At 32.7% G+C, this 24,117-nt stretch carries 21 protein-coding genes and 2 pseudogenes; 6 read left to right on the top strand and 17 right to left on the bottom strand.

The genetic code is table 11. The features are described from left to right. Positions 1-73 precede the first annotated feature (73 nt). The 4 genes from icaA to icaC are packed head-to-tail and all read left to right on the top strand — an operon-like array spanning position 74 to position 3,489. Positions 74-1,312 (top strand): poly-beta-1,6 N-acetyl-D-glucosamine synthase IcaA, encoded by a 1,239-nt coding sequence (gene icaA, locus NST10_RS10080; protein ID WP_001159430.1) that lies wholly within the window; start codon positions 74-76, stop codon positions 1,310-1,312. After that, complete coding sequence (gene icaD, locus NST10_RS10075; RefSeq protein WP_000240578.1) at positions 1,276-1,581, top strand: intracellular adhesion protein IcaD; 306 nt, start codon at positions 1,276-1,278, stop codon at positions 1,579-1,581. The genes icaA and icaD overlap by 37 nt, the downstream gene beginning before the upstream one ends. Beyond that, positions 1,578-2,450: an intercellular adhesin biosynthesis polysaccharide N-deacetylase gene (gene icaB, locus NST10_RS10070; protein WP_000877367.1), complete on the top strand. Its 873-nt coding sequence runs from the start codon at positions 1,578-1,580 to the stop codon at positions 2,448-2,450. Before icaD ends, icaB begins: the two co-directional genes overlap by 4 nt. Further along, a complete protein-coding gene (icaC, locus tag NST10_RS10065) occupies positions 2,437-3,489 on the top strand; it encodes a polysaccharide intercellular adhesin biosynthesis/export protein IcaC (protein ID WP_000723844.1) in 1,053 nt (350 codons plus the stop codon). Before icaB ends, icaC begins: the two co-directional genes overlap by 14 nt. 391 nt (positions 3,490-3,880) lie before the next feature. On the opposite strand, the gene lip1 is transcribed toward icaC, so the two are convergent. The 16 genes and pseudogenes from lip1 to NST10_RS09985 all read right to left on the bottom strand — a co-directional run bounded on the left by lip1 (position 3,881) and on the right by NST10_RS09985 (position 20,055). After that, positions 3,881-5,923 (bottom strand): YSIRK domain-containing triacylglycerol lipase Lip1, encoded by a 2,043-nt coding sequence (gene lip1, locus NST10_RS10060; RefSeq protein WP_000842032.1) that lies wholly within the window; start codon positions 5,921-5,923, stop codon positions 3,881-3,883. A 720-nt stretch (positions 5,924-6,643) separates the two neighbouring features. Beyond that, positions 6,644-6,854 (bottom strand): annotated as a pseudogene (locus NST10_RS10055) (hypothetical protein). 159 nt (positions 6,855-7,013) lie between these two features. Further along, a pseudogene (gene hisF, locus NST10_RS10050) lies at positions 7,014-8,401 on the bottom strand (imidazole glycerol phosphate synthase subunit HisF). Continuing rightward, positions 8,398-9,102: a 1-(5-phosphoribosyl)-5-((5-phosphoribosylamino)methylideneamino)imidazole-4-carboxamide isomerase gene (gene hisA / locus NST10_RS10045; protein ID WP_000571739.1), complete on the bottom strand. Its 705-nt coding sequence runs from the start codon at positions 9,100-9,102 to the stop codon at positions 8,398-8,400. The pseudogene hisF and the gene hisA overlap by 4 nt, the downstream one beginning before the upstream one ends. Further along, positions 9,095-9,673 (bottom strand): imidazole glycerol phosphate synthase subunit HisH, encoded by a 579-nt coding sequence (gene hisH, locus NST10_RS10040; protein ID WP_000635613.1) that lies wholly within the window; start codon positions 9,671-9,673, stop codon positions 9,095-9,097. The genes hisA and hisH overlap by 8 nt, the downstream gene beginning before the upstream one ends. Then, on the bottom strand, positions 9,670-10,248 hold the full coding sequence (gene hisB / locus NST10_RS10035) for an imidazoleglycerol-phosphate dehydratase HisB (RefSeq protein ID WP_000640272.1): 579 nt from the start codon (positions 10,246-10,248) through the stop codon (positions 9,670-9,672). Before hisB ends, hisH begins: the two co-directional genes overlap by 4 nt. Beyond that, positions 10,217-11,230, bottom strand: coding sequence for a histidinol-phosphate transaminase (locus NST10_RS10030; RefSeq protein ID WP_000639198.1), 1,014 nt, complete (start codon positions 11,228-11,230; stop codon positions 10,217-10,219). Before NST10_RS10030 ends, hisB begins: the two co-directional genes overlap by 32 nt. A gap of 15 nt (positions 11,231-11,245) precedes the next feature. Next, positions 11,246-12,496, bottom strand: a complete 1,251-nt coding sequence (hisD, locus tag NST10_RS10025; RefSeq protein WP_000930640.1) for a histidinol dehydrogenase — start codon at positions 12,494-12,496, stop codon at positions 11,246-11,248. Further along, the gene (gene hisG / locus NST10_RS10020; RefSeq protein WP_000944135.1) at positions 12,489-13,103 is read right to left on the bottom strand and encodes an ATP phosphoribosyltransferase; all 615 of its coding nucleotides are present in this window, start codon (positions 13,101-13,103) and stop codon (positions 12,489-12,491) included. Before hisG ends, hisD begins: the two co-directional genes overlap by 8 nt. A 17-nt stretch (positions 13,104-13,120) precedes the next feature. Then, positions 13,121-13,939 (bottom strand): ATP phosphoribosyltransferase regulatory subunit, encoded by an 819-nt coding sequence (locus NST10_RS10015; protein WP_001065582.1) that lies wholly within the window; start codon positions 13,937-13,939, stop codon positions 13,121-13,123. A 303-nt stretch (positions 13,940-14,242) separates the two neighbouring features. Then, the gene (locus NST10_RS10010) at positions 14,243-15,367 is read right to left on the bottom strand and encodes a polysaccharide deacetylase family protein (RefSeq protein WP_000549234.1); all 1,125 of its coding nucleotides are present in this window, start codon (positions 15,365-15,367) and stop codon (positions 14,243-14,245) included. 117 nt (positions 15,368-15,484) lie between these two features. Continuing rightward, positions 15,485-15,982, bottom strand: coding sequence for a GNAT family protein (locus NST10_RS10005; RefSeq protein ID WP_000610969.1), 498 nt, complete (start codon positions 15,980-15,982; stop codon positions 15,485-15,487). Positions 15,983-16,028: 46 nt separating this feature from the next. Further along, positions 16,029-16,862 carry a CbiQ family ECF transporter T component gene (locus NST10_RS10000; RefSeq protein WP_001077828.1) on the bottom strand — a complete coding sequence of 278 codons (834 nt, stop codon included), beginning with the start codon at positions 16,860-16,862 and terminating at the stop codon, positions 16,029-16,031. Continuing rightward, entirely contained in the window at positions 16,859-18,571 is a 1,713-nt protein-coding gene (locus NST10_RS09995) for an ABC transporter ATP-binding protein (protein WP_000138663.1), read from the bottom strand. Before NST10_RS09995 ends, NST10_RS10000 begins: the two co-directional genes overlap by 4 nt. 52 nt (positions 18,572-18,623) lie before the next feature. Beyond that, a complete protein-coding gene (locus NST10_RS09990; RefSeq protein WP_000743709.1) occupies positions 18,624-19,178 on the bottom strand; it encodes an ECF-type riboflavin transporter substrate-binding protein in 555 nt (184 codons plus the stop codon). Between the two features lie 28 nt (positions 19,179-19,206). After that, positions 19,207-20,055 carry an S-adenosyl-l-methionine hydroxide adenosyltransferase family protein gene (locus NST10_RS09985; protein WP_339209779.1) on the bottom strand — a complete coding sequence of 283 codons (849 nt, stop codon included), beginning with the start codon at positions 20,053-20,055 and terminating at the stop codon, positions 19,207-19,209. 381 nt (positions 20,056-20,436) lie between these two features. Here NST10_RS09985 and NST10_RS09980 point away from each other — a divergent pair, with 381 nt between their 5' ends. Further along, complete coding sequence (locus NST10_RS09980; protein ID WP_000181127.1) at positions 20,437-20,952, top strand: YceI family protein; 516 nt, start codon at positions 20,437-20,439, stop codon at positions 20,950-20,952. 320 nt (positions 20,953-21,272) lie between these two features. Beyond that, a complete protein-coding gene (locus tag NST10_RS09975) occupies positions 21,273-22,919 on the top strand; it encodes an IS1182-like element ISSau3 family transposase (protein WP_000277741.1) in 1,647 nt (548 codons plus the stop codon). A gap of 93 nt (positions 22,920-23,012) precedes the next feature. On the opposite strand, the gene NST10_RS09970 is transcribed toward NST10_RS09975, so the two are convergent. Continuing rightward, positions 23,013-23,984, bottom strand: coding sequence for an SMP-30/gluconolactonase/LRE family protein (locus NST10_RS09970; protein WP_000082568.1), 972 nt, complete (start codon positions 23,982-23,984; stop codon positions 23,013-23,015). Positions 23,985-24,117 lie beyond the last annotated feature (133 nt).

Here is a 24,117-nt window from a genome sequence, read left to right as displayed (position 1 = left end):
ATCTATTGCAAATTAAAATACTATCAATTACCATATGGCTTACAACCTAACTAACGAAAGGTAGGTAAAGAAATTGCAATTTTTTAACTTTTTGCTTTTTTATCCTGTATTTATGTCTATTTACTGGATTGTCGGTTCAATTTATTTCTATTTTACTAGAGAAATTAGATATTCATTGAACAAGAAGCCTGACATAAATGTGGATGAATTAGAAGGCATTACATTTTTACTTGCCTGTTATAACGAAAGTGAAACGATTGAAGATACGTTGTCTAATGTTCTTGCACTCAAATACGAGAAAAAAGAAATTATTATCATTAATGATGGAAGTTCAGATAATACAGCAGAACTCATCTATAAAATTAAAGAAAATAATGACTTTATTTTCGTCGATTTACAAGAAAACAGAGGTAAAGCCAATGCACTCAATCAAGGCATTAAACAGGCTTCATATGATTATGTAATGTGCTTGGATGCAGATACTATCGTTGATCAAGATGCACCATATTATATGATTGAAAATTTCAAACATGATCCAAAACTTGGTGCAGTTACAGGTAATCCTAGAATTCGAAATAAGAGTTCTATTTTAGGTAAAATTCAAACGATAGAATATGCAAGTTTAATTGGCTGTATTAAGCGAAGTCAGACACTTGCTGGCGCAGTCAATACTATTTCGGGTGTCTTCACTCTATTTAAAAAAAGTGCAGTTGTCGACGTTGGCTACTGGGATACTGATATGATTACCGAAGATATTGCAGTTTCTTGGAAATTGCATTTACGTGGATATCGTATTAAGTATGAACCGCTTGCCATGTGTTGGATGTTGGTTCCAGAAACATTGGGAGGTCTTTGGAAGCAACGCGTGAGATGGGCTCAAGGGGGACACGAAGTATTACTACGAGACTTTTTTAGCACAATGAAAACGAAAAGGTTTCCTTTATATATTTTGATGTTTGAGCAAATCATCTCAATTTTATGGGTATATATAGTGCTTCTATATTTAGGCTATTTGTTCATAACAGCAAACTTCTTAGACTATACATTTATGACATATAGTTTTTCAATATTTCTACTATCATCATTTACTATGACTTTTATAAACGTTATTCAATTTACAGTCGCACTCTTTATTGATAGTCGCTACGAGAAAAAGAATATGGCTGGACTCATATTTGTAAGTTGGTATCCGACAGTATACTGGATTATTAACGCAGCAGTAGTTCTTGTCGCATTTCCAAAAGCATTAAAACGTAAGAAAGGTGGTTACGCAACATGGTCAAGCCCAGACAGAGGGAATACCCAACGCTAAAATCATCGCTAAACATTATAAGAGAAACAGCACTTATCGCTATATCGTGTGTCTTTTGGATATATTGTTTAGTTGTTCTACTCGTTTATATTGGTACTATATTTGAAATTCATGACGAAAGTATCAATACAATACGTGTTGCTTTAAACATTGAAAATACTGAAATTTTAGATATATTTGAAACTATGGGCATTTTCGCGATTATCATTTTTGTTTTTTTTACAATTAGCATATTGATTCAAAAATGGCAGAAAGGAAGAGAATCGTGAAGTATAGAAAATTAATAATTTTAGTGTTGAGTATCTTGATCATATTGCCTGTAAGCACACTGGATGGTCATCATATTGCAAATGCAGATGACGATCCACCTAAAAAACTGAAATATAAAGAAAATAGTGCTCTGGCATTAAATTATCACCGTGTAAGAAAAGCGAATTTTCTGAATAATTTCATTTACTTCTTTTCTAGTAGTAAAGAAATTAAAAATTATAGTGTTAGCCAATCACAATTTGAATCTCAAATAAAATGGCTAAAATCACATGATGCTAAATTTTTAACTTTGAAAGAATTTTTATATTACAAGAAAAAAGGTAAGTTTCCAAAACGAAGTGTATGGATTAACTTTGATGATATGGATGAAACTATTTATGAAAATGCTTATCCAATCTTAAAAAAATATAAAATACCGGCAACTGGGTTTATTATCACAGGTCATGTTGGGGAAGAAAACTTTCACAACCTCGATATGATTAGTAAAAAAGAACTAAAAGAAATGTATAAAACTGGGTTATGGGAATTTGAAACACATACCCACGATATGCATAACTTATCTAAAAATAATAAGTCAAAATTAATGAAAGCTTCTGAAGCTACAATCATAAAAGATTTAAACAAAAGTGAAAAATATCTAACTAAAAACTTTAAAAAGTCGCAGAAAACTATAGCCTATCCTTATGGCTTGATGAATGACGATAAATTACCGGTAATCAAAAAAGCTGGGTTAAAATACGGTTTTTCATTAGAGGAAAAAGCAGTCACTCCGAACTCCAATGATTATTACATCCCTAGAATATTAATTAGTGATGATGCTTTTGAGCATTTAATTAAGAGATGGGACGGATTCCATGAAAAAGATTAGACTTGAGCTCGTATATTTACGTGCCATTATATGTGCAATTATTATTGTTACACATTTATTAACACAAATTACTTTAAAACATGAGAATATGGAAGGAGGATCTTTAGTACTACAGTTCTATATTCGTAATATTGTCATTTTTGGTACACCTTGCTTTATTATCTTGTCACAGTTACTGACAACCTTGAATTACCAAAAAGTCACCTATAGATACTTAACTACACGCGTAAAATATATATTGATTCCTTACATATTAATGGGTTTGTTTTACAGTTATAGTGAATCATTATTAACTGACACAAGTTTTCAAAAACAATTTATTGAAAATGTCCTATTAGGTCAATGGTATGGCTATTTTATCGTTGTTATCATGCAATTCTTTATTTTGAGTTATATCATTTTTAAAATTAACTATAACCTATTCAACAGTAAAATATTATTATTGTTATCTTTTATTTTACAGCAATCATTTTTATATTACTTTACGAACAACACAGCGTTTCACGATACCGTGCTACACTATTATCCATTAAGTGAAAACACTATAATATTCGGATGGATTTTTTATTTCTTTTTAGGTGCATATATGGGTTATAACTACGAACGTGTTTTAAATTTCTTAGAACGTTATTTAGTTATTATGATTGTATTAGCTGTAGCTACTTATTTTGTGTTTATTGCGTTAGCAAATGGAGACTATTGGAACGTTACCAGCTTTTCATATTCATTAACACCATATAATAGTATTATGTTTATTGTTATCTTGGGTATTTGCACGCATTTTAAAACAATGTTATTTAATACGATTCAAATGATTAGTGCTTTCTCATTCTTTATTTATTTATTACATCCAATCATTCTAGACTCATTGTTTGCATATACAAATATATTTGAGGATAATACAATGGTCTTTCTAGCGATATCACTACTATTCATTTTAGGATTATGTATAGGTGTCGGTATGATATTGCGTGAATTCTATATCTTTAGGTTTATTATTGGAAAACAACCATATAAATTGAACATTAATGCTTATTAATTATTAAGCTATGTTAAAAACACGCGGTGGGCGAAATCAGTTTGAATTGACTGACTTCGTTTTACCGCGTGTTTAATATTGTTATACATATATTCTAATTGCACATTTAAACTACGTAAATGCCAATGGGAGTGGGACAGAAATGATATTTTCGCAAAATTTATTTCGTCGTCCCACCCCAACTTGCATTGTCTGTAGAAATTGGGAATCCAATTTCTCTTTGTTGGGGCCCCGCCAACTTGCATTGCCTGTAGAATTTGGGAATCCAATTTCTCTTTGTTGGGGTCCCGCCAAGGTATTACTTGAATAACTCTTTTAGAATTCTAAATAATGATCCGATTAATTGAAAGAAGTCTGCAGTCATTATTAATTCCTCCCTTTACTTTATAAATTATGCTTGCTTAGTATCAGTCACCTTTTCAGTTTTCACTAAATCGTCTGCTAAATGATGCCAAAAATCTTGTAATTCTTCTCTTGTGCGCACTGTATCAGAACTATCTTGTCCGACAAAATCAACATGATCCCAATCATGTTTTGTAGGCGTTACTTGCCAAATGCCTTTTTGAATTTTATCCGTCGCATTTGTATAAGCTTGATTAAATGGATGTTGAGAAGAAATAACGGATACTAAACCATCGTTTTCTCGCCATTCTTTTTCAGTAGCTTTACCGATTAAGTTACCAGTAATCACAAATGGGAAAAACATATTTAAGTCTGCTTTTTGTCTATCGCTATTTAATGCTTTGTGCGTTGCTTCACCAGTGTATGTTTTATACACAATGTTAGGGTTCAACGACGTTTTACGATTTAAATCTGTTGCACCCTCACGCGTCAGATCGTAAAATCCATTATCTTTTGATTTCCATAAATTAGATTGTTTAACGCGTTTGACATAATCAATATATGATTCATTTGGCTTCTGTTTTAGACCCCATTGAGCCAACCCGAAGTCTACTCTTGAATTTTTATTACCAAACATTTTACCGATATCAAATACAATTTGTCTCACTAAAGCTTCATTACCAGCTAAATCTGAAGCATGCGTTCCATTATGTGGCGTTCCTAAAGTAGTAATTGATGAAATCATATTGTCATTATTACCTTTGAATAGTGGAGAAATTTCGCCACCATGTTTCTTTTGATACTCTATTTCTTCACGACTACCATTACGCAGTAATTCTTCTAGTTGACGTATCGTTTGACCACCCATACTATGTCCAACAAGGTGTACCTTCTGTCCTGGTTTCCAGTCTTTGTAAATTCCTTCGTATGTTTTTCCATAACGTTCATGTCCATATTTTGCTGCATGTGCTGCACCATAATCTACACGACCGCCTTTGATATAATAATAAAGTTCAACTGCGCGGTCATAGTTACTTCCAAAAGCACTTATACTTGCTTCATAAGCTTTGTAACCATTTTCTTCTAAATCTTGGCGAATGTTCATTTTATTACCGCCCCAATAATGAGCTAACACTGAAGGATTAATATCATCTGTAAACCCATTGAAACCATGCACTAAAACGATAGGATCTTGATTTTTATACTGCCCTTGTTTGGCAACTTTATTCGTTTGATCACCTTTCGCTTTTGCAGTAAGTTCCTTTGTCCCTTTGTTTGGTAACGTTGCTACTGCACTACTTTTTAATAAATTTAATCCATTTTTCTTGTCATTGTCCTTTGTTGGTTCAACTGGTGATTTTTGATTGTTTTTTAAATCTGAAACTGATAGTGTTTTTTCGTCTTTTTGAGGTTTCACTTCTTGTTCATTGTTAAAATTGTGGTCAGTAATTTTATCATTCGCTTGATTCTTTTGTTGCGGTTGTACTTTCTCTATTTCTGTCTCATTAACAATTTCTCGTTGACTTGTTTGATCTGACTTATTTAATGATGGTGATACCTTTGTTCGACTTTGTGAAGGTAGATTGTTATTAGCGTTTAAGTCTTGACTATTATCTGCCTCTTTTGACTGTTGCTGTGACGCCACTTTACTTTGTTTGCCATCATTAATAGCCTGTTCTAACCCTTGATTTACATCCCTAGGATTAGCATTGTTATTTTTTGTTGTATCACGTTGAATATTTTTATTATTAAGCGATGATTTTTTATCATCCTTTAGTTGATCTTTATTCAAATCATCTGTTTTACGATGATTTTCTTCTGATATTGTTTTATCATTATGCAAGTTCTTAGTTAAATTTTCAGTATGTTGCTGTTCGTCAACACCGTTTTCACGTTGATAATTAGCATTTTCCCTAGTTTGTTGATCCCCAATAGATTGTGCTGTAACTGTATCCTCCTGTGAATTTCCCATATTCACTTGCTTCTCAGCTGCTTGTGCTTGTCCACCACTTAAAAATAGTAATGTAGCTATTAAAATGGAAGATGCACCTACACTAAATTTACGAATACTATACTTATTTTGACTTTTCATCATTGTCAGCACCTCTATTTTTTTATTTTAGATAAACAAATTGATAATTATTCGAGGAATAAACTCAAATAATTTACTTAACCAAGCACTCATAATGACCATCCTTTCTATTGTTTAATTTGATGAGAAAGCGTTTACATTTTTATTTAAAAAATATATTCTCCAAAGAGAATTTAAAGTGTATACGCTAACCATTTCAAATTATTAATTAATATTATATTTGGCAAAATTTAATTAGTCAATAATTAGACACAATTTAATTATGCAAATTGTAACTTTTTTACATATATCTTTTGTGATTTTTAATATTTACATGCTTGGGTCTTGATTCCAATGATGTATTATTTTTTTAGATTAGCTGTATGGGGAGATTTATGAGCTATCACAGTTATAATGTTTGCTGGTGTTGTATTTTAAACCTAAAAATATCATTTCTTCTACAATGATTGTATTAGGATAAGCCATTACGCTTGTTCCTACATTAAATATATACAGTTAATTTTCTTCCCTCAAAGTAAGTATCCTACTATTTTTAATTTATTGTTTAATTACTATTGAACTACCTTTAACTTAATCTCGAATTTATGATGATTAGCATAAAAATACACCCCATAAAGTTAGTTTTTTAGTCCAACTTTCGGGATGCACATCTTAGTTCTAATGGAGATTGTCTTTTAAATAGGCTATGACATTTCTATTTCAGGCTAGATATATTTTTATTCACAGTATAAATACAAAGAATATAAAGACAACTATGATATTAATAGGTAGTAACGACAAACATAACTTTTTAGCTTTTTCGCCATTTTTCCCTTCATAACTTCATTATATCGATTCATATACTTTTCAACATCTTTAACAGTGACATCTATTCCTGAGTTGCTCAATTCACTTTTCAAATTATCTTTGGTTTCGTATCGTGATTATCCACTAGTTATCTATAACGAGTTCGCAACTTTAGTACCATCACAGCATTCATAGTTAAAATATGTTGGTGTCGTATTTTAAACTTGAAAATGTCACGTTTCCCACAATATTTGTAAGTGTATAAGCCATGATCCTTTTCTCTATATCTCAGTCCATACTTGCTTTACCACTGTTCGATATTTTGTCGTTCGCCTTTAAAGTTATTGCGCTTATGATGTCTACGCGCTAATTCTGCCTCAATTTCTGAAAAATCAACGCCTAGCGCATGCATCAAGACAAATAAATGATAAAGTTCATCTGCTACTTCACTTACAAATGCTTTTTTGTCACCTTTAATTGCTTCGATTACGACTTCAAAAGCTTCTTCACCGTATTTTTTTGTAATCTTTTCTATACCTTCTGTTAATAAATATTTCGTATATGACTTTTCATTATTGGATTGGGCACTATCTTGAACTGTCTGCGCTAATGTTTGTACTGAAAATGGAACTTCTGTGTTGAAACAACTTTGACTGCCTGTATGACATGTTGGTCCATTTGGTATGACATCAATTAAAATAGTGTCATTATCGCAATCTACATGAATATCTTTAACACGTTGCGTATGACCAGATGTTTCACCTTTTGTCCATAGGCGTTGTTTCGACCGCGAATAGAAACATACCACACCATCTTCTATCGTTTTATCAAAAGCTTCTTGATTCATATAACCTAACATCAATACTTGTTTTGTTTGATTATCTTGTAAAATTGCTGGCACTAAACCTTTGCTAAAATCAATTTTGTAATTGGTCATCTTACTGCTATACCCCCTTGCCGTATCGCTTCTTTAATAGATTGAACCGTCGTTTCTCGGTCATGTAATATACTTGCAGCTAAACCTGCAGAAACATCCGTCTGATCAAATAATTCTACAAAGTGTTGTGCATTGCCACCACCACCAGAAGCAATGATTGGAATATTTACAAGGGATTTTATTTTTGCAAGATGCTCAATATCAAAGCCTTGTTTCATACCATCATGCCCCATACTTGTAACGAGGAGCTCACCTGCACCTAACTGTTCTACTTGCTGTACCCAGTCATATACTTTAATATTTGTCAATTTTTTACCGCCATGCGTACAACAATAATGTGCTTTTCTTTCAGGATCATAATAGCTATCAATTGCTATGCAGATGCATTGTCTACCGAATTTATCACTCGCTTGTTTAATTAGCTGTGGATTTTTTAAAGCACTTGAATTTAATGATACTTTATCTGCACCATGATTTAACAATTGGGTAATATCATCAAGGCTTTGAATCCCACCCCCTACAGTAAGAGGGATAAACAAGCGTGACGCTGTCTGTTCAATCACTTCTAGCATTAAGCTATGACCCTCTTCCGTCTTAGAGATGTCTAAAAATACTAACTCATCAGCACCCGCTTCATTGTAATACATTGCTAAATCAACAGGATTCCCAATATCCCTTAATCCTTTAAATTGAATCCCTTTAACGACACGACCATCTTTGACATCTAAACATGGAATGATACGTTTTTTAATCATTTTAGCCCCTCCCAAAATGATGCTTGATGTGCAGCCTTTCCTATAATAGCAGCGTGAACATTTAGCGACGCTAATCGTTGAATATCTTGCTGATGTCTAATACCACCAGACGCGATGACAGGAATCGTCGTTGCCTTTACTAATTGACCAGTTAATTCAAAGTTAGGTCCGGACATTTTGCCATCTTTAGCGATATCAGTATAAATAATGCCTCCAATAGGTATATCCGATAACTGTTTCACAAAACTAAATAAATTCAACTCTGTGTCCTCTTCCCATCCGTTCACTTTAATATCTTCTCCATAAGCATCAACAGATAAATAAATGCGACCTGGAAATGTATGTGCCATCTCTTTAAGCCATTCTGTATCTTGAATACCTTTCGTTCCAACTATGCAATAATTAATTCCTGCGGCAAAGTAGTCCATGATTTGTGACTTCGTGCGAATGCCACCACCTACTTCAATATCTTTGGTTGTTAATCTCCTCAATGACTTAATATAATCAAACTCTCGGGCATGCTGTGCCTTAGCACCTATCAAGTCGACGATATGAATACGATTCACACATTCAAATTGACTATAGTAAGCAATACTTTCTTCAGCCGAACGCGACATTTTTTCTTCACTATCATATTTACCCTCTGTTAACCTCACACTTGTTGACCCAATCAAATCAATCGCTGGCCATAATTCAATCATTTATAAATCCCCCTTGTATTGCCTGACGCAAAATTTGTAACCCATATGTACCGCTTTTTTCAGGATGGAATTGAATACCAATATAATTGTTAAATTGAACAATTGCTGGAATATCAGTCCCATACTGCGCATATGCAATGACATTTTCTGACATCGGCGCTTGGTAAGAATGTACGAAGTAAACATCTTGATTTAACATAGGATGCTTACTCACTAAATTATTCCAACCTAAGTGCGGCACTGGGTATTCTGTTTGGATACGCGAAATATTTCCTGGGATAAACCCTAATCCAGATGCATCGCCTTCATCACTATGCTCATACATTAATTGCATGCCTAAACAAATACCGATCATTTTCTTATCAGTATTCTTAGCCAATATTGCATCGAGATTTAATCGCTTTATCTCTGACATCGCATCTTTAAAATGACCGACACCCGGTAATATGATTGTTTCTGCTTGATCGATTATATTTTGCTTATTTGAGACAACCACCTCATACCCCAAATGTTCAATAGCACGTTTTACATTACTAATATTCCCTAATCCATAATCAACGATGACAATCATTCAATCACACCTTTCGATGACGGCACACGCTGATCATCAGTTGCAGTTAGCGCTATGCCTAATGCACGGGAAAATGCTTTGAATATAGCTTCAATTTCATGGTGTGTATTACCTCCACGAATTAAATCAATATGCGTTGTTAATCTTGCATTGATTACGACTGCTCTAAAAAATTCTTCTACTAACTCCGTATCAAACGTACCAACTTTTTCTTTACTTAACGTTGCATTGAAAGATAAGTATGGGCGCCCACTTATATCCACAACGACACGTGCTAATGTTTCATCCATTGAAATGTACATCGTTCCATAACGAACGAAATGCTTTTTATCTTTAATCATTTCAAGTAACAATTGGCCAATAACAATGCCGATATCTTCAGTTACATGGTGATCATCTACATCGATATCACCTTGTGCCTCGATGTTTAACGATAGTCCACTATGAAACGTAAACAAGGTTAACATATGATTTAAAAAGCCCACACCTGTATTAATATGCGATGGTGACTGGTCATCTGATATTGAAATATTTAGTTGTGTTTCAGCTGTGTTTCGTTGTTTTTGATAAATCATATTTTGCACTCCATTCTTTAACAATTTCTTCTAATTGCTTTAACTGTGATGCTGTTGCAATTGAATATCTTACATAGCCCTTCATCACCGGCTCATCATAAAAACGAGGTTTAAATCCTTGTTCATATACGTATTGTCCTAATTGTTGCGCCGCTGAACCTTTAGTAAGTACAAAATTAGCATTTGATGGGAATACTGACATTTTATCTGCAACATGTGTATCAAATATTTGTTTTAACTGCTCAGCTAACTGTCGTTGCATTGTTAAAAATCGACTTGTCTCTTCTCTATGTCTAAAAATATAAGTCGCAATATTTAGCGTAAATACATTTAATGGATATGGATGTTCTATTGTTTGAATACGCTGTATCGTTTCAACAGTACTCATTAATACACCCAACCTTAAGCCGGCAATTCCAAACGCCTTTGATAATGTGCGCATTCTTAAAATGTGTGGTGCCATTTCAACATCATATGCCTTGCCATAATCTAAATATGCTTCATCAATGACAAAGTATCCATTTATTGCTTTCATCTTATCTGCAATAGCTGTTAAAAATGCCGTATCAAATTGCTTGCCTGAAGGGTTATGTGGATTACTCATAATAAAAAATGATGGTTGTACTTCATCGATTTTCGTTAAAATGGTTTCCAAATCAAACGTTAAATCTGATCTTGCATCTACAAATGCAATTTCACGATTTACTTGTGCCGCATATGCTTGATACATAAAAAAATCTGGATTTAGCGTTAATACCGGACCTTCTGGCATGATCAGCATTAACTTTTGAATCAATTCATCAGAGCCATTTCCTGCAATAATTTGTTCAGGCGATAATCCGTAAAACTTAGCATAAGCTTCCTTGAATTGTTCATATGCTGCATCAGGATATAAATTATATGGCGTTGCACTAATAATAGACGTCATTGTTTTTTGATCCAACGGCGTAACTGGACTTTCATTTTTATCAATATAAATCATTTCATTTACACTCCCCTAAGACTGACGTATTAAAATAGACTGTTGGTGATTGTATAATGCTTCAACATGAGCAATATGTTGTGCTGAATCAGCAATTTGATCAAATGTATCTTTTGATAAATGAATGACCGTGTTCCGTGTTAAGAAATCATTGACCGATAACCCATTGGTAAATCTAGCTGTTCTATTTGTAGGTAATACATGACTAGGTCCAGCGACATAATCACCTATGACCTCTGGCGAATAATGTCCAATAAACAATGCGCCCACATATTTCACTTTTTCAATATATGGTTGAGGATTTACTGTTTGAATCGACGCATGTTCAGGCGCGATTGTATTCATAACGTGGCATGCTTCATCAAAATTACTAGCATGGATAAGGTAGTGTTGATTAGCGATACTTTTAGAAACAATGTCGTATCTGTCCACATTAGGCAATGCTTTAGCAATACGTGATTCTAAATCTTTAAGGACTTGCGCATCTTCACTAATGACATATGTACGTGCTAATTCATCATGTTCTGCTTGCGCAAATACATCATATACGATGGCATCTAAATCTGCGGTGTCATCAATAATCAGTGCTATTTCTGTTGGTCCTGCAATTTGATCAATACCTACCTGTCCAAATAAATATTTTTTGGCATATGCAACAAATTGGTTACCTGGACCTACAATCTTATCAACTTTAGGTATCGTTTCTGTTCCATAAGTCAATGCAGCAATACTTTGAGCACCACCAACTTGAAACACTTGATTAACTTGCGTAATATAACATGCAGCTAATACCTCTTGGGATACTCCGTTAGGTTGAGGTGGTGTCACAACAACAATATTTTCTACACCCGCTACTTGTGCTAAAGTCGCTGTCATTAGAACCGTTGATGGATAACTTGCTTTGCCACCAGGCACATAAATACCCACACTTTCTAGTGGATGGTATATTTCATAGCACTCCACTGATTCTTCTAACTGTTGATTCATCTGCTTAATACTTTCTTGATATGCTTTAATTCTTTCATAACTTTGTTGTAATGCTTGTTTTGTTTTTTCATCTAATGTGTCAAATGCTGCTTTAATTTGTTCATGACTAATTTCTAAATGATCTGTTTTCGTATGATCGAATGTTAGATTATACATTTTCAAAGCCTTATCTCCATGAACTTTAACTTCCTGACAAATATCGCGAATAATTGGATACAATGACTCATCTAATGGTGCTTCTAATGAAAATTGATTTAAAAATTGTTGTGCATTAAGCATTGGCAATAGACACCTCCAAAGAGCGAATAAATTGCTCTATTAATTGTGATTTTTTAAAATAAGCTGCTTTATTAGTTATTAACCTTGCATTGATATCACTAATATGTTGCTTTTCAACCAGTCCGTTCGCTTTTAGCGTAGTACCTGTTTGAACGATGTCGACAATTCCGTCTACCATATCGACGACACAAGCTAATTCAACAGAACCATTCAATTTAATCAATTCGACATCAATGCCTTTTGATTTAAAATATGTTTCAGCAGTATGAACATAACTCGTTGCGATTTTACGATAATTGGTCGTTTCAGGTTTCGCTGCAACCGCAAAATGACATGCTCCAAAAGGCATATTCAACAAATTATTAACATTGTAATGACGCTCATCTAAAATGTCGCTACCAACGATACCAATATCTGCAATTCCTTGTTCCACATAGATTGGCACGTCACTCCCTTTTACTAAAATGCATTCTATATTATCTACACTTAATAATAATTGGCGTTCTCTATTTTTTAATGTTTCTGATAATGTCGTAAATTCAATTGCATCTAAATAGTTAATTAAACTATCCATTAGACGCCCTTTTGCTATGGCGATTCTTAACATTGTGCATACTCCCTTACTTAAAGTGTTAATCCTAATCCAAACCCTTCGATGCTTCCTTTGTAATAACCACCTGTTAAAACTCGAGATTCATTTTCAGCAAAATGACATTGAATAAATAAACCTGTGTAATAGGATCTAGGTGGCTGCGCAGTAATATCTAAATGGATGTCTTTGTAACCTTGTGTATGTAACCAACGTTCCCATATTTTTAATTCAACGAGTGCTGGATGGTCATTTGGAATATAGTGTTCCAATACATTTAATTGTTGTTGCGTATTCTCTTTCAAGATTTGCACGATTGGATGTTCAGTCGACAAATATGTAACCAATCCCGATAAATTACGTTCCTCAATCATTGATAGTATGTCTGGTGTTTGTAACGATTTATCGAGTAACGCATCAAGCAATTGATAATGTCCCAATACAACAAAATGCACGTTGTCTCTCAACTGCTGTTGAATAAACTGAATAAATAGCTTTAAGCTCTGTTGTACATTCGCTAATGATGGTGCATAGTTTTCCAAACCAACTTGTACAGCCGCTTCATTATTCCGAATGATTAAACCTGTGTATGCCACTTTTGTTGCTGCAGTTGGATACATTGAGTAATAACGCAATAATTGATCTGTAAAATCATTTCGAAGTGCATAAATTTGATGCTCATGTTGCCAAAAATTTCGCTCACCCATCTGCTGCAAATCCTCATGGTTCAATTGTTTCCAGTCCAACTTTTCAACCAAACTAAAATCAACTAACTCATAATCTGCTTTATTAAAATATTTTAAAAATGCTGTTTCCGATTCTTTTAACGCAATTAATTGTTCTGAATTATTCACTCGACCACCCTTTACTTTCAATACTGTATTTAAAATCACCTGGTATTTTTGTTGTTCACTTTACTTCTCTACCATACTAAAGTGTAATATGCTTAATAACTTATCATTTTTAGCAATACATTACAACATTTTTCAGAAAATTCGGTGTATTGGTTTTAAATTTTTTCAAAAGAAAAAGGCAAGACATTTGTGCCTATAAAAATGCTTAACCAAGATTTTTATATTGAAGTTGTACTTCTTGCACATATTGTCCTTGCCTTATTATGTAAAGTTATTTTCTTTCTATCTTTTTATTAAATTTAACTATTCTTCATAATCCCGATTACCTTTAAAGAATTGTCTATCTTGTTTACTATATACATTTTCAGGATTAAAAAACGGTTTGAGTTTATATTTAAATTCAAATAAGTTTAGACCATCAATCGCAACCCTATCTTGGTAAACGTTCGTTGCTGATATATCTGTAAAATTGTTTGGACCGACACCTGCAATAAATTTAAAGCCTGCTTTATCGACCAAATAATCATACGCTTGTGTATGTCTATCCTGTGCGCCATGTGGAAATACAAACATATCTGTTTTACCTACAATTGGTTCAACTTCATCTTTCCATCTTTTAGTATCACGTTTAATACCATCTAAAGATGTTTTTTCAAAATTAATGTGACCATATGAATGACTCGCAAATGACCATCCATCCCGTTTCATTGCGCGAACAACTTCCTCAGCTGCCTTTTTATTCTTTGTATAATCTTTACTCGTTAATTCATTCGTGCGATATCCTAATACACCCTCATAACCGGTTAAAGCAACAACACCTTTTTCACCATTTAAAGAAAAATCTGGATGCTCTTTTACAAATTTATTTAAAATTGGCACGATATCATTGTCATCAGAATAAGTAGCATGGCCTTTTGAGTCTGTCGTTTCAGATACAACATGCTTATTTTTATCAAGTACTAAGCGGTCAGCATAACCATGGTGTCTCATGTAACTATAGTAATTCATATCATCAATTGAGATGATTAGCGGCTTTTTACCTTTCGGCAATTTTACTTTTTTGGCTTTTACATGATGAGATGATAAGTCGTATACATCATGTGGATTAACGATGATGTAATTATTTTTATATAATTCGTTCAATGATTTTTTAAATTCACTTACAGTAATCATCCAATCATTGTTGCCCTTAGCTTGGTGTGTATCTCCTGTAAACGCAACTTTTGGGTCTGTAATTAATGGATGATAAAACACATGATAAACTTGGCCGTGATATGTTTCCCAATGTTCATCCATTTTCGATTTATGCATTGCATACTCATTTGGATTAACAGATTTATTTTGAGCTTTCTCATTTTGCTTGGAACAGCTATATAACAATGCAACTGATAATAACAGAAAAAATAGCAATAAATATTTTTTATGCATTAAACATTCTCCCTATGTTTTATTATGCACAATTATAACATTTTTATTATGTGGCTCATAACTTTTTAAGAAACTGTTGGGATTTTAATTTTATTTTTTAGATAATGTCATAGTATTTTATTTATAAAACACAATATCTCCTTGATTGATAATGTCGTCCATTGTATCGTCTCGCTTGAAATTAAGTCTTTCTGCTAAATTTATTGAACGTTGGTTACACTTATTTGTCCTGATAACTTTTACTGTTTCTTGATCGATATAATTCACAAAATTTGTGATTGCTGTAATAGCCTCACATGCGTACCCTTGTCCTTCAAAACTTGGATGTAATTTATAAAATAAATTTAATACTGTTTCTTGCTTTAATTGTCGATATTCATATCCACAAATACCAATAACACTACAATCTATTTTTTTCACCAATACAAAGTAACCAAATTGATATTGTTGCCAATGGTTTTGCCATTTTTCAATCCACCGTTGTGTGTCTAATTTGGAATTATGTAAACCTTTGGGAGTGTATATATTTGCTTGTGGATGACTACAAATATTATAAAGATCAATTAAATGCGAGGAACTTGGAATCATTAAATTTAATCTTTCAGTATTTATCATTAAATGTCTCCCTCCTATTTCTATTTAAAGACTATTTATATGAATACTAATGCCACGGGTTGAAATATCGACTATTATTTAAAAAGAATAATGTAACTACTAACATCAGAAGTATTAACGTCAAACACAAAACAACATAATCATCTTTTTTTAATTGTTTTTTGACGTACCAGGTTCTCCTTTTATACTGTCCGAATTGTCTTAACTCCATAGCAGTACTAATAGTGTCAATTCTTTCGATACTAGAAAATATTAAAGGTAACACAATGCGTTTGATACCTTTAACACGGCTAGTAAATTTCGCCTTTTTCGAATTATCATATCCTCTTGCTTGTTGCGCTTGTGAAATATTAAAATATGTTTCTTGAATATCTGGAATATACCTTAATGCTAGTGATACTGCATAACTGATTTTATAATTCACACCTAGCTGATTTAAACTTGCAGCAAAATGACTCGGATTCGTTGTGAATAAAAATATTAACGCTAAAGGAACTGTACTAATATATTTTAATATTAGATTAAACAGATAGAATAATTCCTGTGATGTTAGCGTAAATCGACCAATACCATTGATTAACTCTGTACGCTGATTATAAATCTTCACACCATATTCAGGATCAAATATATATACGGCAATAATATTTAATATTGTGAAAAACAGAATAAATTTAACAACAAAACGAACTTGTTTCCATTCAATATGAGCATATTTGAACAATAAAATAGATGAAACACTAATTAAAATTAAATATCTTGTGTCATAAGTCACCATTGCAGAAATAGAAACAACTAATAAGAATAAAAGTTTAACAGTCGCATTTAATTGATGAATACGACTATTTCCCGGGTGAAAACCTATAGTATTATATTGATTCATTGGCGTCTCACCTTCCTATCATGGTTAATAAATAATTGTATTAATTTCTGTGGCTCGCTAATCCCTATATATTCGGCCATTTCAAATAGCGATGTTTGTCTCAATGATGCAATCTCACAGATTTTTTTATCATTTAAAACCAATACTGGCGTGGTATCAGCAACGACTTGACCTTTTGATAATACAACTGTTCTTGAACTATACTCAGACAATAAATGCATATCATGCGTAATCATAATAATCGTCTTCCCCTGTCTGTTTAGCTCAATTAAAAATGACATTATCTCATTATAATGATAGAAATCTTGACCAGCAGTCGGTTCATCCAATATGATTATTTCCGGATTTAAGACTAAAACAGATGCTATAGTGACCCTCTTTTTTTGACCATAGCTTAAAGCTGCAATTGGCCAATTCCGAAATGCATAAAGTCCGCATATTTTGAGCACATTCTCTACTCGTATCTTTATATCTGATTCTTTCATACCTCGTGCTCTTAACCCTAATGCTACTTCATCGTAAATCATTTTTTCGGAAATCATATGATTTGGATTTTGCATCACATAACCTATGAATTCAGATCGTTCGCTAATTGACAATTGATTAAATCCCTTATTACAAAATTGGATATTACCTGTTATATCTAAAAATCCACAAATTGCTTTAGCAAGTGTTGATTTGCCGGCACCATTGTGACCAACTATACTAAGCATTTCTCTTCTATAAACATTTAATTGAACATTATTAAGTACACTATTACTATAGTCACTATATTGAACACACACCTCATTTAATTCTAATAGCGGTTCAGATTTGTACTTATTATCATCATTTGAAGATGTTTTATCTATCCATTTTTTCACTTTAAATTTAACATGTTCACTCATACAAACTTCACGTAAATTCGCTAAGTTATCAATGGATTCAACATCTACTTCTGCATATTTAAGCGCTGTACAGTATAATGGTTCACGTATTCCTGCTTCTTTAAGCTTAGATGATTTTAGCAAATCACTAGGCGTTGTATTAGCGATGATTTTTCCATCTTTAAAAAGAAGAACTCTATCAAACGTATCATCTAATGATTCTTCTAATCGATGTTCGACAATAATCATCGTTGACTTTGTTTCTTCATGAATATTATTTAACAATCTCAGCGTTTCATGTCCTGTCGCAGGATCTAAATTGGCCAGTGGCTCATCCAATATTAAAATAGGGGTACGATGGATTAATATACCACCTAATGAAACGCGTTGTTTTTGACCCCCAGATAAATCTTGCGGTCGGTGATTTAAATGTTCTATCATATCAACTTTTTCAGCCCAATAACTCACGTTTTTCTTCATATCATCTTGTTCAACACAATTATTTTCTAATAAAAAGGCCATATCTTCAGCTGCTGTTAAGCCTATGAACTGTCCATCTGTATCTTGTAAAACTGTACCAACAACATTAGATCTTTTATGTAAACAACTAACAGTTGCATCTTGATTATTTATATGTAGTTCCCCAGTTACGTTACCTTTAGTTTTAAATGGAATTAATCCATTTATGCAATTTGCAAAAGTCGATTTACCACTACCCGAAGCACCAACTACTAATACTTTTTCTCCCGGATAAATATCAACATTTATATTCTGTAATGTAGGTGTTGCTTGACTATGATATTGAAAACTAAAGTCTTTGAACGAGATAATTGGTTCAGTCATGATATATCATTACCTTTCTACATTCATTTACATATCTGATTCAACAAAATAATTATTCTTTACGTAAACTACCTTTTTTTATTTGAGATGAAGCATATGCTTTTAATAATATTGTCCCAATAATGCCAACTGAAATAATATTTAATACTGCAGAGATAACACCTTGTGTATAAACCTTGTTAGCTGGTTCGTTATAAATCAAAATATCTAATGTTGGTGCAATAAGTGCCCAGCAAATAATATTCGCAATAATTTGACCGGTATTAAAATAAATCATCGACTTCCTAGAAAATCGTCCTGAAGAAAGATTTAATTTTAGGCCAATCCATCCATATAAACAGCCTATAATTCCCGAGCAAATAACCCAACTCCACCAGGCACTACCGTATGTAGTGAAATCTTTAATAGCGTGACCAATTAATCCAGTCATTAAACCAGCAAAAGGTCCAAATATTGCAGATATTAATGCTAAAAATGCATAAGATGTTTCTATATTCGTATTAGGAAACCCTGTTGGTATTACAACAAAACGCCCTAAAATTACAAAGACCGCTGCTCCTATACCAATTGCAACAACAGTTTTAACTGAAATATCTTGTTTTTTCATCTTCATTACTCCTCACATAAAAAATTCATTAAATCGATGGTGCTTTAGATAAATGAATCGTCCAATCATTTCCAGTACCAATATGATATAAATCTGAAAATGAGTCTTGATTGACCGCTACACCAATATTTACTAGCGAGTTAACATACACAAGAGGTTCACCCACATTAACATCTGCAAACGATCGCGCAAATTTAATAATATTTTGATAGACTTTCTTATCTTGATGATAAATTGTTACCACCAAATTATTGCCATGAACAATTTCCAAGGATTTTAAGAATGTCAATGGAATATTTGTCCATAATGACCCAAATCTGATATCTAAAATATCAATACTTCCTGTAACAGAATCCTCATTTTTTGTCGCTTCACTTATTTCTAATGCCTCAATACTATCAACATTAATTGCCTGACCGAGACGTTCAAACGCTATCTTATTTGCAGCTAATCTCGCTCCATTGTATGCATAAACATCTCTACCATGAAAAGTATGACTTTCTTCCGAATGAGGCAATCGGCTTTTCACTTCATCAATTTCGATAACTTTTTTAATACCTTCATAATGTTTGATATGACTTAAAGAGCCATTATCAGGTGTAATAATGTAATGACCTGAATATGTTAAGCAAGCAATGCTCCGCCTATCACTACCTACACCCGGGTCTACCACTGATACAAAAACTGTGCCTTTAGGCCAGTATTTTACAGTTTGATATAAACGATATGACGCTACCCAAATGTCATACGGTGGTATATCATGCGTTAAGTTTTCGACACGTATATCATCACTTACAGTATATGCAACTCCATACATTGCACTTACAGCGCCATCACTAAGTCCAAAATCTGATTGCAATACCAAATAATTTCCCATAAAATGCCTCCTTTTTTTAAAACTTCAAAAAATATTATCTACATATTTAAGGTTATATATTTTGAATTTTCAGAATTATATTAAAATAGTACGAGTCACTTGTTACAAAGTCAATAGTAGCGACTATAAAAATGATAATAATAGTCAGATTTATCTCATTAACTAAATTTATTGAACGTTGGTTACACTTATTTATGTTTGAATTAATTGACTAGGGTATAACAATAGTGTGGTGTTTTATAGATATGTCTTTTATATGCATCATAAAAAAATATTCGAATTCGAAATAAAATGCTTGCATCTTTGTTTTTCAAGTGGTATCGTATGTATATCAAGTATAAAAAATATATCTAAGAGATAAAAATATGGAGGTTTTATATTATGACAAACTTTACTTTTGATGGTGCACACAGTAGTTTAGAGTTCCAAATTAAACATTTAATGGTTTCTAAAGTGAAAGGTTCATTCGATCAATTTGATGTCGCTGTTGAAGGAGATATTAATGACTTCAGCACTTTAAAAGCTACTGCAACAATTATTCCAAGCTCAATTAACACTAAAAACGAAGCACGTGATAACCACTTAAAATCTGGTGATTTCTTTGGTACTGATGAATTTGATAAAATCACTTTTGTGACAAAATCAATTACAGAAAGCAAAGTTGTAGGTGATTTAACAATTAAAGGTATCACTAACGAAGAAACATTCGACGTTGAGTTTAACGGCGTAAGTAAAAATCCTATGGATGGTTCTCAAGTAACAGGTATTATTGTTACTGGTATAATCAACAGAGAAAAATATGGCATTAACTTTAACCAAACACTTGAAACTGGTGGAGTAATGCTAGGTAAAGATGTTAAATTCGAAGCATCAGCTGAATTCTCAATCTCAGAATAACCTCATCTCATAATCCTCATTGATTTTAATATATACGAAATGAGTCTGGGACATAAATCCCTAAAAAAACAGCAGTAAGATATTTTCTAATTGAAAATTATCTTACTGCTGTTCTCTATTTATACAATACTTCGTATTGAATGGCTTCGCTTTCCTAGGGTGCCGTCTCAGCCTTGGTCTTCGACTGGCACTGCTCCCTCAGGAGTCTCGCCATTAATACTACGTATTAACATGTAATTTTACTTTGAAATACTTTAAAAAAATAAGACACTTTCGTATAATTTAATAAATACCACTAAACTAAATTAACGAGGTGCCTTATGTATAAAAATTATAACATGACCCAACTTACACTACCAATAGAAACTTCTGTTAGAATTCCTCAAAATGATATTTCACGATATGTTAATGAAATTGTTGAAACGATACCTGATAGCGAATTCGATGAATTCAGACATCATCGTGGCGCAACATCCTATCATCCAAAAATGATGTTAAAAATTATCTTATATGCATACACTCAATCTGTATTTTCTGGTCGTAGAATAGAGAAATTACTTCATGACAGTATTCGAATGATGTGGTTAGCTCAAAATCAAACACCTTCTTATAAAACTATTAATCGTTTTAGAGTAAATCCTAATACTGATGCATTAATTGAATCTTTATTTATTCAGTTTCATAGTCAATGTTTAAAGCAAAATCTTATTGATGATAATTCAATTTTTATTGATGGTACAAAAGTAGAAGCTAATGCCAATAGGTATACATTTGTGTGGAAGAAAAGTATTCAAAATCACGAATCGAAATTGAACGAAAATTCAAAAGCATTATATCGTGACTTAGTTGAAGAAAAAATAATACCAGAGATAAAAGAAGATGGAGATAGCGATTTAACAATAGAAGAAATAGATTTAATTGGTAGTCATTTAGATAAAGAAATCGAAGATTTAAATCATTCTATTCAGAACGAAGATTGTACTCAAATTAGAAAACAGACCCGTAAAAAAAGAACTGAGATTAAGAAGTTCAAAAAGAAATTTGATGATTATTCCGAAAGAAAAAGTAAATATGAAGAACAAAAATCGATTCTTAAAGATAGAAATAGCTTTTCTAAAACTGATCATGATGCAACTTTTATGAGAATGAAGGAAGACCATATGAAAAATGGCCAACTTAAGCCAGGATACAATTTACAAATAGCGACAAATTCTCAATTTGTTTTATCCTATGACCTATTTCAAAACCCGACAGATACTAGAACTTTAATTCCATTTTTAACAATGATTCAAAATACCTTCGGTTATTTACCGGAGTATATTGTAGCTGATGCAGGTTATGGTAGTGAGCAAAACTATATGGCTATTATAGATGATTTTAATAAAACGCCACTTATTACGTATGGTATGTTTATTAAAGATAAAACGAGAAAGTTTAAAAGTGACATTTTTAACACTCAAAACTGGAAATATGACGAACTTAATGATGAATTTATATGTCCTAATAACAAAAGAATAGGTTTTAAAAGATATGCATACCGTAATGATAGATATGGTTTTAAACGTGACTTCAAACTATATGAATGCGATGACTGTTCAGCATGTTCTTTGAGGCAACAATGCATGAAGCCAAATTCGAAATCCAATAAGAAAATCATGAAGAATTATAATTGGGAATACTTTAAAGCCCAAATTAATCAAAAGCTTTCTGAACCAGAAACGAAAAAAATCTATAGTCAAAGAAAAATTGATGTAGAGCCTGTTTTTGGATTTATGAAGGCTATTTTGGGTTTCACTCGAATGTCAGTTCGAGGAATAAATAAAGTTAAACGAGAGCTAGGTTTTGTATTAATGGCACTTAATATAAGGAAAATAGTAGCTCGACGAGCTGTATATTATCAAATACATTTAAAAAAAGCTGATTTCTATCAAATAATTAATAGAAATCAGCTTTTTTACATTGCCTAAGAACTTAATGTCCCAAGCTCATTTTTCTTTAATTTATGATTCACTATTTTAACATTTAAACTTATATTAAGACGCCCTTCATTCAGGCAGATCTTATTGAAACTGATAACTTTTATGCCCTTTTGCAAAGCCATTAACCGTATAAAGCATAGATCCTCCGTCCATTTCTATATCATTGGAACAAATGATGAGTTGATTTGTGCCAGGTATAAATTGCGGATGCGTAGAACGTAACATATGCCCTTCATCTCGGCTTGGTATCAATATTTGTCCTATTGGATAACCCCTTTTATTAAAAACTAACACTCGACCTTGACCATACATTGCTACGTATAAATTATCGTCACTATCGATACAACATGAGTCTGGTCCTTCATGACCTGTAAAATAGTACGGTATGGTAGCTCCAAATGGTTGTATCGTCACACCATCATCTTCAAGTGCAATGCGATGTAATCGATTGGCTGTAGTTTCTGTTACCCATAGTACTTTTTCATCTGTACTTAAAGCAATACCATTTGCTACGCTAATATTTTGAATAATCGGCGTCACTGTTTTAAAGTCTGGCGTAACATAATAAACGCCTCCTAGTGGGTTGGTAGAGTATCCTCTAAAATCTGTAAAATAAAACCCACCTTTAGAATCAAATACCATGTCATCAATACAATATTCTGTTGATAGATCTTCAATGATATCTTGTATGTTGTCACCATTTTCTGTCGCTGCAAAAATGCCTCCTGTAGATTTAAAATCTCCTAAATAACAAATAAATAATCGGCCATCTTTATGTATTTTGATTGCTGCAGGATTTGCTTTATGGCTTACAAAAGGCCGCTTAATTTCTTTAGTTTCTGGATTTACTTTAAAAATATTTCCTTCGAATACATCCAATAAAAAGAGTTGTCCCTGCCGATCAAAGTTCAATCCTTCTAGTTGCAATCCTTTCTTGGAAATTTCAAGCCATGGTTCAGCTGTAATTGTTTGTAATTCACTTTCAGATATAATTGGAACAGCACTATTAGACTTCCCGCTATAAAATAATGTAGGTAAATCTTGTTGTGACATCATGATCATTCCTTTCATTTCATTCGTTTTAACTATCATTTTCATTTTAAACAAGGTAACTATCAAATCAAATGATAACGTTTTCATTTATCTATTTTATCGGTCTAGTGGCTGATTTCAAGCTAGAAATATT

The sequence above is a fragment of the Staphylococcus sp. FSL W8-0305 genome (assembly GCF_037966415.1).
Lineage (GTDB): Bacteria > Bacillota > Bacilli > Staphylococcales > Staphylococcaceae > Staphylococcus > Staphylococcus aureus.
This window is presented reverse-complemented; position numbering and strand designations above follow the sequence as displayed.

What these genes read in the sequence shown, in the direction of transcription:
- NST10_RS09990 (WP_000743709.1), bottom strand. Translation starts at nt 19,178, where the DNA reads ATGAAAAAACAAGATATTTCAGTTAAAACTGTTGTTGCAATTGGTATA.
- NST10_RS10005 (WP_000610969.1), bottom strand. Translation starts at nt 15,982, where the DNA reads ATGATAAATACTGAAAGATTAAATTTAATGATTCCAAGTTCCTCGCAT.
- icaD (WP_000240578.1), top strand. Translation starts at nt 1,276, where the DNA reads ATGGTCAAGCCCAGACAGAGGGAATACCCAACGCTAAAATCATCGCTA.
- hisB (WP_000640272.1), bottom strand. Translation starts at nt 10,248, where the DNA reads ATGATTTATCAAAAACAACGAAACACAGCTGAAACACAACTAAATATT.
- NST10_RS09975 (WP_000277741.1), top strand. Translation starts at nt 21,273, where the DNA reads ATGTATAAAAATTATAACATGACCCAACTTACACTACCAATAGAAACT.
- NST10_RS10010 (WP_000549234.1), bottom strand. Translation starts at nt 15,367, where the DNA reads ATGCATAAAAAATATTTATTGCTATTTTTTCTGTTATTATCAGTTGCA.
- hisA (WP_000571739.1), bottom strand. Translation starts at nt 9,102, where the DNA reads ATGATTGAATTATGGCCAGCGATTGATTTGATTGGGTCAACAAGTGTG.
- NST10_RS09970 (WP_000082568.1), bottom strand. Translation starts at nt 23,984, where the DNA reads ATGTCACAACAAGATTTACCTACATTATTTTATAGCGGGAAGTCTAAT.
- NST10_RS09980 (WP_000181127.1), top strand. Translation starts at nt 20,437, where the DNA reads ATGACAAACTTTACTTTTGATGGTGCACACAGTAGTTTAGAGTTCCAA.
- hisD (WP_000930640.1), bottom strand. Translation starts at nt 12,496, where the DNA reads ATGCTTAATGCACAACAATTTTTAAATCAATTTTCATTAGAAGCACCA.
- NST10_RS09995 (WP_000138663.1), bottom strand. Translation starts at nt 18,571, where the DNA reads ATGACTGAACCAATTATCTCGTTCAAAGACTTTAGTTTTCAATATCAT.
- NST10_RS09985 (WP_339209779.1), bottom strand. Translation starts at nt 20,055, where the DNA reads ATGGGAAATTATTTGGTATTGCAATCAGATTTTGGACTTAGTGATGGC.
- hisG (WP_000944135.1), bottom strand. Translation starts at nt 13,103, where the DNA reads ATGTTAAGAATCGCCATAGCAAAAGGGCGTCTAATGGATAGTTTAATT.
- lip1 (WP_000842032.1), bottom strand. Translation starts at nt 5,923, where the DNA reads ATGAAAAGTCAAAATAAGTATAGTATTCGTAAATTTAGTGTAGGTGCA.
- NST10_RS10030 (WP_000639198.1), bottom strand. Translation starts at nt 11,230, where the DNA reads ATGATTTATATTGATAAAAATGAAAGTCCAGTTACGCCGTTGGATCAA.
- NST10_RS10000 (WP_001077828.1), bottom strand. Translation starts at nt 16,862, where the DNA reads ATGAATCAATATAATACTATAGGTTTTCACCCGGGAAATAGTCGTATT.
- icaC (WP_000723844.1), top strand. Translation starts at nt 2,437, where the DNA reads ATGAAAAAGATTAGACTTGAGCTCGTATATTTACGTGCCATTATATGT.
- hisH (WP_000635613.1), bottom strand. Translation starts at nt 9,673, where the DNA reads ATGATTGTCATCGTTGATTATGGATTAGGGAATATTAGTAATGTAAAA.